Source organism: Streptomyces soli (assembly GCF_003999195.1).
In the GTDB taxonomy this organism is placed as follows: domain Bacteria; phylum Actinomycetota; class Actinomycetes; order Streptomycetales; family Streptomycetaceae; genus Actinacidiphila; species Actinacidiphila soli.
On the sequence record NZ_RJVR01000005.1, the window covers coordinates 16,951 to 33,355 of the forward strand.

Below are 16,405 nucleotides of genomic sequence, written 5' to 3' on the forward strand. Positions count from 1 at the left end.
CGCCGCCGTCAGACACTCCATATGGGGTGTTGGTGGTACGGGTGAGCCGCCGTCACGGAAGGGTGACGAACCCGGCGAGGAACGCCCGGGCGGCCGGTGAGTCGAGCCGGTAGGCGACATTGGTCGCGTAGCAGGGAGAATCCCCGGTGATGGTCGTCGCGACGAGCACCAGGCTGCCGCCCAGCGTGGCGAAGTTCGGTCCACCCGAATCGCCGTAGCAGGCACCCCCGTTGCCCTGCGGCGCCGTCATCGCCAGACGGACCCACGACGGGTTGAGCGCGTCGAAGGTGACCGGTGCCTTCATCCGGACGCCGCCGCCCGGATGCGTCTGTCCGCCCGGCCCGCGCTCGGCCTCCTGGGTGCCGTAGCCAGCCACCAGGAACGAGGTGGAGTTCAGCCGCTGGGGCCCCAGCGCGTCCAACTCCCCGGCGCCGGGAAGCGTGGCGGCCGTGAACGCCCACCGGTCGGCCAGGACGGCCGCCGGCAACTGGATCACGGCGATGTCGTGCGGATCGGAGGACGGGCCCGGATACGCCGGGTCGGTGTGCGCGGTGCCCTCGACCCCCACTGCCGAGGCGACAGCCGACGGATTCCCCGGGTGGGCCGCCACGGCGGAGTTGAGCGCGGACTGCACGTCCTGCTCCAAGGAGACGTAGAAACGTACCCCCGCGGGCCAGTCGGTGGTGCAGTGTCCCGCGGTGAGGAACGTGTCGCTGTCGACCATGGTGCCGGAGCACACCCAGTCCACTCGGTCGGGCGTCGCGGGGTTCGAGTCGTCGTCCCACTGCGCTATCAGCGCCCCGACCTCCGTCCGCTCCGGTGCGGGTGTCGCGTTGTAAGAGTTGATCGCGGCGGCGGGAAGCGCTGCGACTGCGATCACTCCCACGGCAACGGCAAGAACGGCCATGCTGCCGCCCAGACGTCTCAACGAGGATCCCGCATTCCAGAACGACATTGATCAGCTCCCTTTACGGCAGCCGCCGGCACCCAGCGGCATCTCAGACCACGCGTACCGAACTCCGCCGGACCCCCGACAGGCAACGGCCTGCCGCCCAGCAGGAATTGCCTCCGCTTGGGTGGATGCGAAGCATTGTGCCGATTTGGCAGGTGCAGCGCAAGGTGCCATACGAATCGGCCATTAGCCTCATATCGCCTTCCCTGCGGACGGTGTGCGAACTGCCGACACAGCTCGGGCCACCAAGGCGGCGATGGCGAACAGGCCGAACTGCGTCGAAGTCATTGACGCGGGCATGCCCGCGAGAGACAACGTCTGTACGAGTTCTGAACGTTCCCTGACGTCTTCCCGGGACGGAGACCAGCAAGGTGACGATTCACGCCCTACGGGGAGCCGGCCGGACGCCACACCGCCGTGCCCTCCTGCTCAGCGCACTGCTCGTCCTCACCGCCGGCCTGCTCACGGCCGCGCCCACGACACCCGCCGCGCACGCCGCCGCGGGCTGCACGTCCACCGCGGACTGCCTGTCCAAGATGACGCTGGCCGAGAAGGCCGGTCAGATGACGCAGGCCGCCAACTCTTACATCAGCAACAAGCAGGACATCGCCACGTACGGCCTCGGCTCGGTGCTCAGCGGCGGAGGCGGCGGCTCGAACGGCGCGGGCGGCACCGCCACCCAGTGGGCCGACATGGTCGACAGCTATCAGAGCTACGCCCTCAGCAGCCGGCTCGGGATACCGCTGCTGTACGGCGTGGACGCCGTCCACGGCCACAACAACGTACAGGGTGCCACCCTGTTCCCGCACCACATCGGCATGGGGGCCACCCGCGACGCGGCGCTCGTCCAGCGCGTCGAGGACATCACCCGCCAGGAAGTCCTGGGTACCGGGATCCGCTGGTCCTTCGCACCCTGCGTGTGCGTCGCCCGCGACGACCGCTGGGGCCGCGCGTACGAGAGTTACGGTGAGGACCCGTCGGTCGTCACGCCGCTCGCCTCGGCGGCGGTCAGGGGTCTCCAGGGCAGTTCGATCGGCTCGACCTCGGTCCTGGCCACGGCCAAGCACTACATCGGCGACGGCGGCACCACGTACGGCACCGGCAGCAGCGGCTACCTCATCGACCAGGGCAACACTCAGATCAGCGAGAGCGAGCTGCGCGCCGTCCACCTGCCGCCCTACCAGTCGGCGATCACGGCGGGCGTGGGGTCGGTCATGGTGTCGTACAGCAGTTGGAACGGCACCAAGATGCACGGCGACAAGTACCTCATCACCGACGTCCTCAAGACCGAACTCGGCTTCACGGGCTTCGTGGTCAGCGACTGGGCGGGCATCAAGCAGCTCCCTGACGCCACGTACGCCGACCAGGTCGCGCACGCCATCAACGCCGGTCTCGACATGATCATGGTGCCGGACGACTACGTGGGCACCATCAACGCCATCGTCACCGACGTGAACAACGGCAAGATCCCGCAGTCGCGGGTCGACGACGCGGTGACCCGTATTCTCAACGCCAAGTTCGCGCTCGACCTGTTCAACCACCCTTACACCGAACGCAGTTACACCCCGCAGGTCGGATCACAGGCGCACCGGGACGTCGCCCGGCAGGCGGTCCGCGAGTCGCTGACCCTGCTGAAGAACGACAGCAGCGCGCTGCCGCTGCCGAAGACCGGCACGTACAAGATCGTGGTGGGCGGGAAGTCGGCCGATGACCTCGGCAACCAGACCGGCGGCTGGTCGATCAGCTGGCAGGGCTCCAGCGGCACGCACACCACGGGCACCACCTTCTGGCAGGCACTCCAGCAAACCACCGCCGGCACCGGCATCACCCTGCAGAACGTCGGCACCCGCACCAAGGGCAACTACAGCGCGGATGTCGGCATCTGGGTGGGCGGCGAGACCCCGTACGCGGAAGGCAAGGGCGACTCCTCCACCCTCGCCTTCGGCAACGACAACTCCACTCAGCTCAGCGACATCTGCTCACACGTGAAGACCTGCATCGCGATCCTCTACTCCGGGCGCCCGCTGATCATCGGCAACCAACTCCCGAAGGCGCAGGCGTTCATCGCGGCCTGGCTGCCCGGCACGGAAGGCGCGGGGATCACCGACGCTCTCTTCGGCGCGGGTTTCTCCGGCAAGCTTCCAGTCACCTGGCCCACGGCGGTCACCGACGAGCCCATCAACAGTGGCGACGGCAAAACGCCCCTCTTCCCCCTCGGTTACGGCATCACGCCCTACTGACCCCGCAGGCCGCTCCGCACCGACGGCCCGCGACCGCCCCGAGGCCCTGTGGGCGCCGATTATTACGTCCGGGCAGGTCAAGCGGTATGTGCGTACTCGTGGAGGGTGCCGCCGAGTCGATTACGTCGATGGACGTTCAGCAGGTCGAGTCGGTCGGGTCCGCTGATCGGTTCGGGAACTGGCCGCAGGGGCGCCGCGCTGCGCAGGGCGCGGTGGGGCCAGTGCTCGTTGTAGAACGACTCGAACTCGGCGAGCGCGTGGAGCAGGTGGGCCTGGTTCCAGATCAAGGTGCGGTCGAGGAGCTCGTGTCGGCAGGTCTGCACCCGCCCCCAGCCTTCGGCCGGGAGGTGCCCCCTGTTCGGTGATCGAGTTCATGCGGGGAACGCGGATGCCGGTGGTGACGACCTCGATGCCTTCGGCCTCGAAGATAGTCGACCCGGGCGATCGTCACCGCCTTCTCCGGGTGGCGGGCGACCGGCTCGGACGTGCCTTCGGAGCCGGTCTCGACGTCGGGAACCTCGTTGCGCTTGGCGTACCACAGAGCGGCGGTGACGCGGCTGGCTCCGGTGTGCTCGACGATCCAGTCGCGGTTGCCCACGGGGCGGCCGTCGTGGATGCGGACCTGGGGGTTGAGCGGCTTGCTGGTCATGCGGGGACCTCCGGTGATTCTGTCGGTGCGGACTGCTCGCGCGGGCCGGCTGCCCGTAGAATGGAGGCACTCCTTCCTTGGTGGGTTGGAGTACCGATGGCCGGTGAGACGTTCGGTCGGGGTTGCCGCCCCGGGCCGACACCTCCTTGGAGGTGCCTCTCGCCGGCCATCAATCGTGTTGTCTGCCGGCCTCGCAACCGACAGTCATAATAATACACGTTTCACGGGTTGGGTATCAACCGCGGCGCCGCCGGCCACGCCCCGGCCTCGCGGAATGCGAGGCCGCAGCGCGGGCCCTCGATCACGGCCAGGCCATCGACAGCTGCTCCGTTCCGAGACCCAGCGTCCGCCACGCCCCTGCGAAGCCGGGCCGCACCTTGTCCCGGGCCATCGTCGGCGCGACGACGTCGAACCACTCCCGCACCGGATAGCTGTCACCACGGCGCAGCACCCACGAGCGCGGGATGCGGTTCTCATCGACCTCCACGTCCCCGCCCCGCGCGGCCGCCAACTGGTGCAACGCTCCTAGGAGTCGGCGTTAATCGCTGCGCCGTTCGCGTGCGCGGTGTGGGCCTCGGCCAGCCAGGCGTCGGCGAGCGCCGTGGGTGCGGCTGGTGTGGGGACCAGTACGGTCGGGGAGGGCGGGGCCTGGAGACTGCCGTAGCGTTCCATTCGCTGCCAGCGCAGCCGCGAGCCGGCCAGGGCGGTGAACACCGACTGGACCACCACCAGGTACATCAGCTGCCGGTAGACGAACTGCTGCAACGGCAGACTCCACAGCGGTCCGGTCCGTTCGCCGTCCAGCCGGAAGGCGTACCAGCCCATCGTCAGCTGCAGCAGCAGGAAGCCCAGCCACACGGCGATGACCCGCGTCGGCTGGAGGAAGACCAGCCCGTAGACGGCGAAGACGTCCACCACCGGGCCGAGCAGCGGCAACAGCGTCTGGAAGAGCAGCAGATAACCGAGCCCCCGGCGGCCGAGCCGGCCGGCCGGGCCGCGCCGCACCAGGGCTCCGCGGTGCTTCCACATGGCCTGGAGGGTGCCGTAGCACCAGCGGTAGCGCTGTTTCCACAGGGCGCCGAGGGAGGCCGGGGCCTCGGTCCAGGCGATGGCGCTTTCCTGGTAGACGACCCGCCAGCCGTCCCGGCACAGGGCCATGGTCAGGTCGGTGTCCTCGGCGAGCGTGTCGTCACTGACCCCTCCCACGCGCCGTAGCGCCTCGCGGCGGAAGGCACCCACCGCGCCGGGCACGGTGGGCATGCACTCGGCCAGGTCGAACAGGCGGCGGTCCAGGTTGAAGCCGACAACGTACTCGATGTGCTGCCAGCGGCCCAGCAGCCCACCCCGGTTGACGACTTTGGCGTTGCCCGAGACCGCGCCCACCCGCGGGTCGGCGAAAGGCTGGATCAGCATGCGCACGGTGTCGGGCTCGAAGACCGTGTCGCCGTCGACCATCACCACCAGGCCGTGGGAGGCGGCCGTGATGCCGGTGTTGAGGGCGGACGGCTTGCCGCCATTGCGTTGGCGGATCAGCCGGACGCCGGGCAGGCCGAGCGCTTCCACGAGGTCGGCAGTGCCGTCGGTGGAGCCGTCGTCCACCACGATGATCTCCACCGGGTGGTCGGAGGCGGCCAAAGAGCGCACCGCTGCCTCGATGCCTGCGCTCTCGTTGTACGCGGGCACGATGACCGACGCCGGCGCGGTGACCGGCAGGCCCCACGGCGTGCGCCGGGCCAGCCGGTGTCGCCGCGCCGCTGCCAGCACGGTGATCGCGCGCAGCAGGCTCAGCGCCCCGGCCGCCAGCATCAGCCAGTCCAGCGCCGACAGCACCAGGTCGCCGCCGCGCAGCAGGTAGATCAGGCCGAGCCCCTGCCAGTGGTCGCCGGTACCGGCGTCGCGGACCGGATCCGCCATGCCGACGGCGGCGCTGACGGTGGCGAACCGGTAGCCGTGTGCCTTCAGTTCGGGCAGCAGGACGCGCAGCGCCGCGACGGTCTGGGAACGGTCGCCGCCACCGTCGTGCATCAGCAGGATCTGGCCGGCCGCGCCGTGCGGTGTGGAGTTGGTGACGATCTTCGCCACGCCGGGGCGCTGCCAGTCCTCACTGTCCCTGGTCGTCAGGACGGTCAGATAGCCCTGCTGTCCGGCGCGCCGCATGCTGAGCCAGGCCGCGTCGTCCACGGCGTTGTTGCCCGAGGAGTACGGCGGGCGCAGCAGCGGGGTGGTCACCCCGGCGGCACCGGCCACCGCCAGCTGTGCCTCGCGCAGTTCCAGCGACTGGCGCCAGGGCGGGAGGGCGGACAGCTCGGCGTGGGTGAAGGTGTGGATGCCCACCTGGTTTCCGTCGGCGACGATCTGCCGTATCAGTTCGGGATGCTGGGCGGCCAGGGTGCCGACCACGAAGAAGGTGGCGTGCACGTGGTTGCGGCGCAGGATGTCGAGGACCTGCGGCGTCCATCGCGGGTCGGGGCCGTCGTCGAAGGTGAGCGCGATGGTGCGGTCCGCGGGCCGCGCCGTACGGGGGTGGGCAGCGCTCGCGTCCACCACGGGTCCGCCGTGTGCCACGGCGGCGGGTACCGCACCGGCGGGGCCTGGCGGGGCCGCCGTACCGTCGGCCGCGTCGTCGAGCATGTGGTGGCTGTAGCCCTGCAGGAGCAGTGCCGCCGTCAGGGTCAGTACAAGGGTGCAGAGCAGCAGCCAGTGGGTGCGCAGCGGCGCCTCACGCGTTGCTGCCCGGCGGGGGTGCTCACTGCTTGTTCTGCGGCGGGCGGGTCTGCGGCGGTGGCTGCGGCTCATGGGACAGGGCTCTCAGCTCTCAGTTACTTGGCGGGGCGGTGAGTCATACCCGGAGCCGTGCTGGCGCGGCTCTTCGTGGCGTGGGCGGCGGGGCTCGGCGTAGCTGAGGCTCCGGCGGAGTTGGAGGCGGAAACGGCGGCGGAGGCGGACTCGGCGGGTGCCGTGGATGACGACGTCCGGGTCGTTGACCGTGCCCCGGGGGACGCGTGTGGCTGCCCGGTCCTGGCCGCGCTGCCGGCAGGCCGCGTAGCACCGCCCGCACCGGCAGGGGGGCTCGCCGCAGGCTCCGCGGCAGGGGTCTTCGACGCGATCGGGAGCGGCAGGAACGGCTCGTTCAACGTGGGGCCGCCCAGCGCAGTACTGATCACCAGGACCAGGTAGCCGACGGCGAGGACCGCGAGAGCCAGGCCCAGCCGGCGGACCCGGCGTCGTCGCCGTCCCGAGGCGTCGACGAAGACCGGCGCGGGGGCGGCGTGCGCCGCGCGGGCAGGTGCCTGCGTGTGCTCGTCAGATTCCTGAGGCTGTTCGTACAGCGCCCTAGGCTGTTCGTACGGTGCCGTCAGCTGCTCGTACGGTCGCTGAGGCTCCGCAGGAGGCGCGGGGATCGGGGTCATGATGAAGGTGTCGTCGCTCATGGCTCACTCACGGCGGGTCGGACCGGGTGGGCGGTGCGGCAGTGAGGAGTTGCGCACCGCCCGCCCGGAGCTGGGGAGTCACCCGGCATGGGTCGGGTGACTGGTCGGGGTGCTGTGCACCGGAGCGGTCGCGGCACGGGTGGACCGTGGCGAAGCGCTGGGGCGAGCGGCATGCGTGGACCTGGAGCCCTTCCTGGCACCGGGGGACGCCGCGGCGGTGGCGCTCGGAGAGCCGTGGGCGCCGTGCCCCGCCGTGCCCAGGACTGCGGCGCAGTAAGCCGCGACCCGATCCGCGCCACCCGACGCCTCGACCAGATCCGCGTACGCCGACTTCGTCAGGAGATCGGCGCGGCCGGCGACGCTGTGCGTGGTGTACGCACGGCACAGCCCGGTGAACGCGGAGTCGGCGCTCGCCGGGGAACTGCCCGGACCACCGGTGTCAGCCACCCCGGGCGTGCCGGCGGCGCCGGTAGCGCCGGCCGTCGTGCTCGCGGACGAACCACCGCCCCCGGGACCGGCGGACGGATTGCCGCCGCGGAGCCCGGGCAGGTAACCCGTGCCCGCCGCGAAGGCCACCCCGCACACGGCGGTGGTGGCCAGCGCCGCCACGAGCGCCTTCGCACTCAAGCGTCTCGCCGGTGCGGCGACGGTCATCCGGCTCCTCCCGAGTGGCTGGACAGGGCTGAGACGCTTCTCCCGGAACGCGGCCAGCACCGCCTGCTCGCCGGGCTGTTCGCCGTCGGCCGCAGGAGCGGCCAGGGCGGCAAGCAGATCGGTGAGGGCGGCATGACCTGCATCAGGACCGAGCGGACGGCCGGCGAGCAGCTTCTCGGCGGTGTCCGGATCGATCCGTCCGGTCCGGTGGATCCTCATCTCATATCCTTCAGCGTCGAGTCGTCAGTCCGTGTCACACTCTGGGGCGAGTTTTTTCGCCCGGGCTCGGGCGCGGGCTCCGTACGACTGGTGGAGGCGGTCTGTTCGGGCTCGGCCGCTGACCGTTCCAGTAGCTTCGCGAGCTTGCGCAGACCCCGTTGTGCCGCCATCCGTACGGCCCCGGGACGCTTGCCGAGCACCTGGGCAGCGCTGTCCGCGTCCAGGTCCATGACCACTCGCAGCAGCACCGCCTCGGCCTGGTCCCGTGGCAGGGTCGCGATCAGGCTGAGCGCGGTGCCCGTACGGAGCCGGGCACGCGTCGTGTCGTCGTCGCTGGGCAAATCGGCCAGGTAGTCCATGGGCACCCCGGCCGCCTGCGGGCGGCGGCGCTGACGGCGCAGATGATCCAGGGCCCGGTTACGGCCCACAGTGGCGAGCCAGCCCCGGAAGCCGTCCGCATCGCCGCGGAAGGAGTCGAGGTCGCGGACGACAGTGGTCTACGACCCGAACGACCTTGGCAATGTGCAGGACGTCAGGGACTAGGGCCGTGGACCTTGGGCCTGCCTGATGGCCACACGACCCACTGGTTCACCAAGCAGTACCAGGCGAAGTATCCCCGGCGGCCAAGAAGATCACCGACGATCGGGAGGAGTTGTTGGCGTTCTTCGACTTCCCGGCCGAGCATTGGATCCACCTGAGCATCACAACCCCGGCCGAGTGGGAAGCCCCGGTTGTCCGCCACGGGGGGAAGCGGACGACCGGGGCCGCCATGTGCCGCACCAGGATGCGGCCCTGCCCCGACCGGCGTCTCCCCCCACGGGAACGCCAGACCGGGACAGAAACTCGCCCACGGTTCAGGGCCGGGGCGAAGGACGGTCACTGCCTGAGCAGCACGTCCATCCACTACAGCGCCGCCGGGCCCAGGAATGTCACACCTGGCAGCGGCAATTTCTGAAAAATCGCAACGCTCGATGCCCTCGCCGCGCCCGCGAGGAGTGACGCGCTCTTGGGTGTCCCGCTTTGGCAAATGAACGCCGTAGGGCCCCGGGCGGTGTTGCCGCGCCCGGGGCCCTACGGCGGCTGCCGTCGCACCGGCAGTGGTAGCCGGCCGGCGGTAGCCCGATCAGGGAGGGACGATCACGGGTAGTTGGCGAGGTAGGCGACGCTGTTGGAGGAGTTCGACGGGCCGCCGGTGGAGTTGATGATGTGGCTGATTGTTCCGACGCCGCCCAGGGAGACCGTCACCAGGTCGTGGAACCTGACCCCGGAGGTATAGGGCACTTCGAAGGCGCGGTCGGCCACAACGGAGGGGTTCGAGCTGAAGTAGCAGTAGCTGCCGACTCCCCATGCCTCGTGGCTGGTCACCGAGTCGGCGACCTTATAGGCGGCGTATCCCTGGGTGCTCCCGTTCATCCAGCTCGCCTGGTTCGGCGGGTCGTACGGGAGCTCGTTCTGGAAGAAGTAGGTGCGCCCGCCGTTGCCGTTCCAGACCACGGAGTACTGCTGGTAGTGCTCCACCGCCAGGCCGTACATGGTGACGTTGGTGCCGTTCACGACCAGGCCGTTGGCGGCGATGTTGGATGTCCAGCCGACGCCGCTGCCGTGGTCGGCCCGCCACAGCCACAGGTCGTCGCCGATGACGTTGTTGCTGTTGACCTGGACGCTGACGGTGGCCTTGCCGACGGCGGCCCCCCCGACGCGGGCGAAGACGTCGGACAGTACGGTCGGGTCAGCGGAGTGGTCCGCGTTGGAGCCGCTCGGGCCGACCTGCAGCAGGACGGGGGAGTTGGTCGTGCCGGCGTCGAAGAGCAGCCCGCCGATCCGGATGCCGTTCACGTCGGCGGTCGACATCGCGGTGACGCCGTTGTCTGCTTCCAGCGTGGCCAGGCCGAGGCCCAGTACCACGGTGTCGGGGCGGGTCACCCTGATGGTGTCGGTCAGATGGTAGACGCCTGGCGTGAACAGCAGGTTCTTGCCCGAGGCGAGCGCGGTGTTGATGGTCGCGGCGGTGTCGGCGGGCTTGGCGATGTAGAACTGGCTGATCGGCAGGGAGGTGCCCGCCGGGACGGTGTTGTTCCAGGTGGAGCCCTGGGTGTTGGTCCGGTCGGCCGGGACGAACACCTGGTAGGCGCCGGTCTGGTCGACGTAGAGGAACGGCTTCTCGGCGATCGTGGGCACCTGGGCGACCGTGGTGTACGGGGGGTTGGGGAAGCTCTGCGCGGGCGCGTTGGTGTCGCCGACGAAGACCATGTTCCAGTTGGAGCCGGTCCAGCTGCCCCACTGGTCGCTGCGCGACAGCCACTGCTGCTGGGTGCCGGAGTTCACCTGGCCGTTGACCACCGAGTCGCCGAGGAAGCCACCGCTGGACCAGCCGCCGTTGTCGTCCAGCACCATCGAGCCCGTGACGTGCACCCTGCGCATCGGCGATGCCTGTGACACAGCCCACTTGGTGCTGCCCGAGGAGGGGCTGATGGTGAGGTTCTCGGCGGAGCGCCAGAAGTTCTGGGTCGCGTTGCCGCCGGCCCAGGCCGCGTCGGCGTTCACCCCGCCGCCGGTGATCGTGGTGGCGTTCGGCGACTGACCCAGACCCAGTACTTGGGTGTAGAAGCCGACGTTGACGTTGACGTTGTACGAGCCCGGCTTGAACAGCAGCGCGTAGCGGTTGCCGCCGAACTGGTTGGTCTGCTGCTGGTTGTAGACGTTGTCGAGCTGGCTCTGGATGGTGGAGCTCGACATCGATGGGTCGAAGGTCAGCACGTTGGGCCCCAGGTCGGGGGCGGCCGGCGGGGTTCCCCCGGCGAGGGCGAGGGTGAAGGACTGCGCGGCCGTCCCGTTGCAGGTGTACTGCTGCAACTGCGCGCTGTCGGCCGTCGACGCGCTGGGCACGTCCAGGCACTTGCCGCTGTTGCGGTTGACGAAGTGGTACCCCCCGGTGGACTCCGCGACCGGAAGCCACTGCTGGTTGTTGCCGCCGCCGTACGTCCACAGCTGGATCAGGGCACTGTCGGCGGCGGACACGTTGGTGACGTCCCACACCTGCGCCGGGCTGTTCGCGTTGCCGATCTGGAAGTATCCGCTGTTGGTGGCAGTGAACCGCCACTGTTGCGCGCCGGTGCTGTTGCAGCTGTACTGCTGGACAGCGGTGCCGTTCGCGGTGGCGGCTGCCTTGGCGTCCACGCACTTGCCGCTGTTGCTGTTGGCGACGGTGTACGTGGAACCCGACGAGATCGCCGTAGCGGTGGCGGCCGGGGTGACCGCTGCAGCGGCTGAGGGGGCGAGGGTGTACGTAAGGCCGCTTGCCACCAGGGCCGCGGCGGCTGTTATGGCCAGCATGGCGGCGCGCCGCCACAGTCGTTGAGCAGGCTTCATCCGGTCCTCCGTCTGACCTTTCGTCGTGCTGCGCTTACGGCTGGCGTGCTCAACTGGGCAGGTTCCACTGCTGGTTGGCGCTGCCGTAGCAGTCCCAGATCTGGAGCCGGGTACCGTTGGCGGAGCTGGGTCCGGTGGCGTCCAGGCAACGCCCCGAGGCGGGGTTGACCAGAGTGCCGTTGCTCTGGTGCTGCCACTGCTGGGCGCCGGTGCCGTTGCAGTCGTAGAGCTGGACCTGGGTGCCGTTAGCGGTGCCCGCGGCGGTGACGTCCATGCACTTGCCGAGGGCCTGGAGCGAGCCGTTGGTCGCCACCGTCCAGCTCTGGGCGGCGGTGCCGTTGCAGTCGTAGAGCTGGATGGCGGTGCCGTTGGCGGTGTTGGCCCCGGCGACGTCCACGCACTTGCCGCCGTACCCGGTGATCCGACCGGTGGGGGCGGTGGGTGCGGCGCCGCCGGTCAGGGCGTTGAAGGTGGAGGCGAACTGGTAGGGGTTCTGCGTCGTGCCGCTGCAGGTGCTGGACAGCGTTCCATTGGTTGCGCAGGCCTTGTCGCGGCCCAGCGACCAGTAGGCGAGTTCCTGGATGCCGTGGGAGGCGGCGAAGCTCTCAAGCGTGGAGGCATTGGCGGTGGTGAACACTTCGTTGGTGGAGTCGTTCACCCCGATCATCGGGGTGTTGCCCTCCATCGCCCACAGCTGGGCAGCGGTCTTCGTGGTCCAGATCTGGCCCAACTGGCCCTGCAGGGCGGTCGCCGCGTTGATCGCGGCCTGCCCCATGTCCATGGAGGCGCCGTAGTCCATGGTCATGATGTTGACCAGGTTGACGTTCAGATTGTGGCTCTTGGCGTTGTTGAGCAGGGAGATCGAGTTGGCTTCGAGACCGGTGGGCATGACCGGCAGGGTGTAGTCCACCGCGAGGGTCTTGCCGCTCGCGGCGTACTGCTGCTGGAGGTTGGCCAGGGCCTGGTTGCGGCGGTCGTTGGCCGCGGTGTCGTTGAGCGGGGCGCCCTCGATGTCCAGGTCGATCCTGGTCAGGTTGAGGGTGTCGATGACCCGCTGGTACTGCGTCTGCAACGAGGAGACATCGGTGCACGCCTGGGCGAGCTCGGTGCCGGCCGCGCCTCCGAACGATGCGATGACGTCACCGCCCGAGGCACGGAGGGAGTTGATGGCGCTGGTCCAACCGGTGTCGCTGATCGAGGTGTTGCCGTTGAAGGTCGCATTACAGGTGCCGTCACTGATGACGAAGGCCAGCGAGAAGTACTTCAGCCCAGTGGCGGACTGAGCGGAGGCCATGGCGGAGGGGGAATTCCAGGTCTCTACGTACGGCGCCGCGTAGTGGGCGGGGAAGCCGGGGCCGGGGTTGGCGGCAGCATGAGCGGTGGTGCTGCCGGCGAGCAGCAGGCCCAGCGACGCCAGCGGGAGTACGGCGGCGATCAGCGATCTGTTCGGGCGGGACCAGGGCATGGGAGTACTCCTGAGCGGGCGGTAGGGACATGCGGGAGGCCTGGTTGCCAAGAAGTGACAATGCCGAGAAGTGACGTGCCGACTAATGACTGGCCGTCAGATGCGACGCAAACGGTTCAGGAAGCTGCTACCTGCCGCCACATTTAAGGTAGTGAGCTTAATCCCGTCAAGGTCTGGACCAATTTTGGTCCTCGACATCCTCGCGGCCAACGGCATCTGCCCAAACTCGCCCGCGAAGGCTACGTGACATTGCCCTAGTACCCGCCACCAGCATGCTGATGTCCTCGCTGCCGACCGATACGTCGGCTCGGGGACAACCCGGGGCTCTGACAGCAACCGCACAGAAAGTGCACAGATCGCCACGTCCTGACTTCATGCGCGGTCCAGTCCCATCAACGGGCAAGTTCTTGACCCAGAAATCCGGGCTCTAGGCAAAGGTTCTGCGACCAGCCTTGTTGGCGTGTGCTCGTCACCTTTAAGTTCTCGGGGAATTCCCTTCTCCGAACCAATCCGCGTACCCGGTAGGGCAGTCACCCCTGCCCGCACCGGCCGCGCCCCCGCATGGCTCCTGAAACACCCACTTCTGGAGGCAGTACGTTGCGCAGATCCGTCCTCTCCTTCGCAGCCGCAGCTGCACTGGCGGTCTCCGGTTTCGCGGTCGCCACCCCCGCCAGCGCGACGCAGTCCGCACCCGCGACCGCCCACCATGTGAGCACCGCCCGTGCCTGTGCCCTGGCGACCCAGCGGAACGTCATGGCGTGTAGCGCCCTACAGGTCACCAGCGGCCTTACTGTTGCGGCGAAAACAACCGAGACCGCCGGCAAGCCCGTAACACCCGCCGCCACACCCTCCGGACTCGGCCCGAGCGATTTGCAGAGCGCCTACGCCCTGCCGTCGTCCACCGCAGGCTCCGGCCGCACCGTGGCGATCGTCGACGCGTACGACGATCCGAGCGCAGAGTCGGACCTTGCGGTATACCGCTCGCAGTACGGCCTCGCGGCGTGCACCACCGCCAACGGCTGCTTCAAGAAGGTCGGACAGACCGGCAGCACCACCTCACTGCCTCGCGGCAACTCCGGCTGGGCCGAGGAGATATCCCTCGACCTGGACATGGTCAGCGCGGCCTGCCCCCAGTGCCACATCCTGCTGGTCGAGGCCACCTCGGCGACCATGACCAACCTCGGCACCGCCGTGAACACCGCCGTCTCGCTCGGCGCGAAGTACGTTTCCAACAGCTACGGCGGCTCGGAGTCCTCCTCCGACTCCACCTACGACAGCAGCTACTTCAACCACCCCGGCGTGGCGATCACCGTCAGCTCCGGTGACAACGGCTACGGCGTGGAATACCCGGCCGCCTCCAAGTACGTCACCGCCGTGGGCGGCACCTCCCTCACCAAGGCCTCCAACACCCGCGGCTGGACCGAGACCGTCTGGAGCGGCGCCGGCTCCGGCTGCTCCTCGTACGACGCCAAGCCCACCTGGCAGACCGACAGCGGCTGCGCCAAGCGCACCGTTGCCGATGTCTCCGCCGTAGCCGACCCCAACACCGGCGTCGCGGTCTACGACACGTACGCGGCCGGTAACGGCTGGATGGTGTTCGGCGGCACCAGCGTCTCCTCCCCCCTGATCGCCTCGGTCTACGCCCTGGCCGGCGCCCCGTCCTCCGGCTCGACCCCGGCGTCCTTTCCGTACGCGCACACCTCCGCGCTCAACGACGTGGCCAGCGGCTCCAACGGCACCTGCTCGGTCACCTACCTCTGCACCGCCACCAGCGGCTACGACGGCCCCTCCGGACTCGGCACCCCGAACGGCGTCAGCGCCTTCACCGGCTGACAGCCCCGCTCCCTCTCCAGGCTGACGGGCCGCCTGAGCACCATCCAGGTGGCCCGCCGTGGCGACCGCGCGCAAGCAGCGTTACAGCAAGCGCGCCGGCGTCGAGGGAACAAACCGGAAGCCCCACCGGACCGGCGCCCATCTGCACTACACGGCACACGTACTTCGTCGACTTCGACCTCGGCCCGCGCAACCCCATCAGAAACCGCGTCCCCACCCCAGCTACAGAGTCCCACAGGGTTTGATCAAACGGCTTGGGCCGTGGGCGGCCATGCCGCCCCGGCCCTGGGGGTCGGCCGGAGCGGTCCCCGTGCGCGGGAATCGGTGTCGGTCGTATCCGAGCCAGCTCAGGACGGTCTGCACCAGCAGGATTGTGGACACCTTCGCGACGCCAACCACGACGGTGTTCGCGGCCATGCGGTAACGCGGACTGTTGGCCGCAGGGACGGGTTCATGGCCTCACCGCGCGGAGAAGGTGGGCGGTGAACAGCCCCTGGAAAAACGGTGCGTCGCGGAATCTGCGGGTTCCGACCGTTCCACCCCGACTGCCCCGCCGACTGTGCGACTGGCCGACAATGGCACCATCGCTTCCGCGAGCGCCCCGTATGTTGTCCCCTCATGCGTCCACCGGTGATCGTGGGCCCCGGAGCCGGACTTCGTCCGGACCCAGGCGTGACGGCGTACACCGTGGACAGGATCACGAAACATGATCCCAGACGAAAAAGAACCGCTGCTCAGAGACCTGGACTCCCGGTTCCCCACGGCGAAGGACGTCAAGCCAGACGACAATTCGTGTTTTTGAGCCTCCGCAGGGTCGCCTTCGGTGCGGGCGGCCGCCGCACGGCACCAGGCCCATTGAACAATTGGTCCATACCAATTATGCTCCTGGACGCACGGTGAACATGTCATAGCTAGATCCCCCTGCGTTCCCACCCCCGCCGGGACCCAGCGCGAGGAGTTACCTTGAAACCCGAGAGCCACAGATCACGGGATCGACTGTTGTCTTGCCTTCGGCGCTTCGTCGCCGTCTGCGCGATCGGCGCCCTCACCGTCATCGGCCTCACCGCTCAGGCACACGCGGCAGACGCGAACATTCTCATCAACCCCGGTTTCGAGTCCGGTCTCACCGGATGGACCTGCACGGCCGCCAGCGGCAGCACGGTGTCCAGCCCCGTGCACAGCGGGTCGTCCGCCCTCAAGGCGGTGCCCACCGGTTCCGACAACGCCCAGTGCTCGCAGACAGTGGCCGTCCAGCCCAACTCCGCGTACACCCTGAGCGGCTACGTCCAGGGCAACTACGTCTACATCGGCGCCACCGGCACCGGCGGCACCGACCCGTCGAACTGGGTCACGACCGCCTCGTACCAGCCGCTCAGCACGAGCTTCACCACGGGTGCGAGTACGACCTCGGTCACGGTCTACGTCCATGGCTGGTACTCCCAGGGGGCCTACTACGCCGACGACTTCTCCCTCGTCGGCCCGGCCGGCGGCGGCACCACGGACAGCCCGCCCTCGGTGCCGGGTACGCCCACCGCGAGCAACGTCACCAGCACGTCGTTGACCTTGAACTGGACCGCCGCCACCGATGACCAC

At 69.0% G+C, this 16,405-nt stretch carries 10 protein-coding genes and 3 pseudogenes; 4 read left to right on the forward strand and 9 right to left on the reverse strand.

The window, feature by feature from the left end; genetic code table 11:
• Window positions 1–52: 52 nt before the first annotated feature.
• Window positions 53–928, reverse strand: a complete 876-nt coding sequence (locus EFK10_RS00365) for a trypsin-like serine protease (RefSeq protein WP_240676880.1) — start codon at window positions 926–928, stop codon at window positions 53–55.
• 395 nt (window positions 929–1,323) lie between these two features.
• Between EFK10_RS00365 and EFK10_RS00370 the strand changes: the two genes are divergently transcribed.
• Complete coding sequence (locus tag EFK10_RS00370; RefSeq protein WP_206305248.1) at window positions 1,324–3,192, forward strand: glycoside hydrolase family 3 protein; 1,869 nt, start codon at window positions 1,324–1,326, stop codon at window positions 3,190–3,192.
• 77 nt (window positions 3,193–3,269) lie between these two features.
• On the opposite strand, the pseudogene EFK10_RS52490 reads toward EFK10_RS00370, so the two are convergent.
• The 6 genes and pseudogenes from EFK10_RS52490 to EFK10_RS00400 all read right to left on the reverse strand — a co-directional run.
• Window positions 3,270–3,606: pseudogene (locus tag EFK10_RS52490) on the reverse strand (integrase); the annotation flags it as partial.
• A 536-nt stretch (window positions 3,607–4,142) separates the two neighbouring features.
• A complete protein-coding gene (locus tag EFK10_RS00380) occupies window positions 4,143–4,361 on the reverse strand; it encodes a hypothetical protein (RefSeq protein ID WP_127353796.1) in 219 nt (72 codons plus the stop codon).
• 5 nt (window positions 4,362–4,366) lie between these two features.
• The gene (locus EFK10_RS00385; RefSeq protein WP_127353797.1) at window positions 4,367–6,637 is read right to left on the reverse strand and encodes a bifunctional polysaccharide deacetylase/glycosyltransferase family 2 protein; all 2,271 of its coding nucleotides are present in this window, start codon (window positions 6,635–6,637) and stop codon (window positions 4,367–4,369) included.
• A gap of 23 nt (window positions 6,638–6,660) precedes the next feature.
• A complete protein-coding gene (locus tag EFK10_RS00390; protein WP_127353798.1) occupies window positions 6,661–7,272 on the reverse strand; it encodes a hypothetical protein in 612 nt (203 codons plus the stop codon).
• 78 nt (window positions 7,273–7,350) lie between these two features.
• Window positions 7,351–8,145: a hypothetical protein gene (locus EFK10_RS00395; RefSeq protein ID WP_127353799.1), complete on the reverse strand. Its 795-nt coding sequence runs from the start codon at window positions 8,143–8,145 to the stop codon at window positions 7,351–7,353.
• Window positions 8,142–8,624 (reverse strand): annotated as a pseudogene (locus tag EFK10_RS00400) (RNA polymerase sigma factor); the annotation flags it as partial. The gene EFK10_RS00395 and the pseudogene EFK10_RS00400, both read right to left, overlap by 4 nt.
• A 108-nt stretch (window positions 8,625–8,732) precedes the next feature.
• Between EFK10_RS00400 and EFK10_RS53715 the strand changes: the two are divergent.
• Window positions 8,733–8,911 (forward strand): annotated as a pseudogene (locus EFK10_RS53715) (transposase); the annotation flags it as partial.
• 371 nt (window positions 8,912–9,282) lie between these two features.
• Here the strand turns inward: EFK10_RS53715 and EFK10_RS00405 are convergent.
• Both EFK10_RS00405 and EFK10_RS00410 read right to left on the reverse strand, forming a co-directional pair.
• Entirely contained in the window at window positions 9,283–11,514 is a 2,232-nt protein-coding gene (locus EFK10_RS00405; RefSeq protein WP_240676882.1) for an RICIN domain-containing protein, read from the reverse strand.
• Between the two features lie 49 nt (window positions 11,515–11,563).
• The gene (locus tag EFK10_RS00410; protein WP_127353800.1) at window positions 11,564–12,979 is read right to left on the reverse strand and encodes a chitinase; all 1,416 of its coding nucleotides are present in this window, start codon (window positions 12,977–12,979) and stop codon (window positions 11,564–11,566) included.
• Between the two features lie 561 nt (window positions 12,980–13,540).
• Here EFK10_RS00410 and EFK10_RS00415 point away from each other — a divergent pair.
• Together EFK10_RS00415 and EFK10_RS00420 are read left to right on the forward strand one after the other, a co-directional pair.
• Window positions 13,541–14,812, forward strand: a complete 1,272-nt coding sequence (locus EFK10_RS00415) for a S53 family peptidase (protein ID WP_127353801.1) — start codon at window positions 13,541–13,543, stop codon at window positions 14,810–14,812.
• Window positions 14,813–15,811: 999 nt separating this feature from the next.
• Window positions 15,812–16,405, forward strand: a 594-nt coding sequence (locus tag EFK10_RS00420; protein WP_206305249.1) for a carbohydrate binding domain-containing protein, incomplete at its 3' end; no start/stop codon positions are given.

Coding starts and splice junctions, on each gene's coding strand:
- EFK10_RS00385 (WP_127353797.1), bottom strand. CDS start 6,637: ATGAGCCGCAGCCACCGCCGCAGACCCGCCCGCCGCAGAACAAGCAGT.
- EFK10_RS00390 (WP_127353798.1), bottom strand. CDS start 7,272: ATGAGCGACGACACCTTCATCATGACCCCGATCCCCGCGCCTCCTGCG.
- EFK10_RS00395 (WP_127353799.1), bottom strand. CDS start 8,145: ATGAGGATCCACCGGACCGGACGGATCGATCCGGACACCGCCGAGAAG.
- EFK10_RS00405 (WP_240676882.1), bottom strand. CDS start 11,514: ATGAAGCCTGCTCAACGACTGTGGCGGCGCGCCGCCATGCTGGCCATA.
- EFK10_RS00410 (WP_127353800.1), bottom strand. CDS start 12,979: ATGCCCTGGTCCCGCCCGAACAGATCGCTGATCGCCGCCGTACTCCCG.
- EFK10_RS00415 (WP_127353801.1), top strand. CDS start 13,541: ATGGCTCCTGAAACACCCACTTCTGGAGGCAGTACGTTGCGCAGATCC.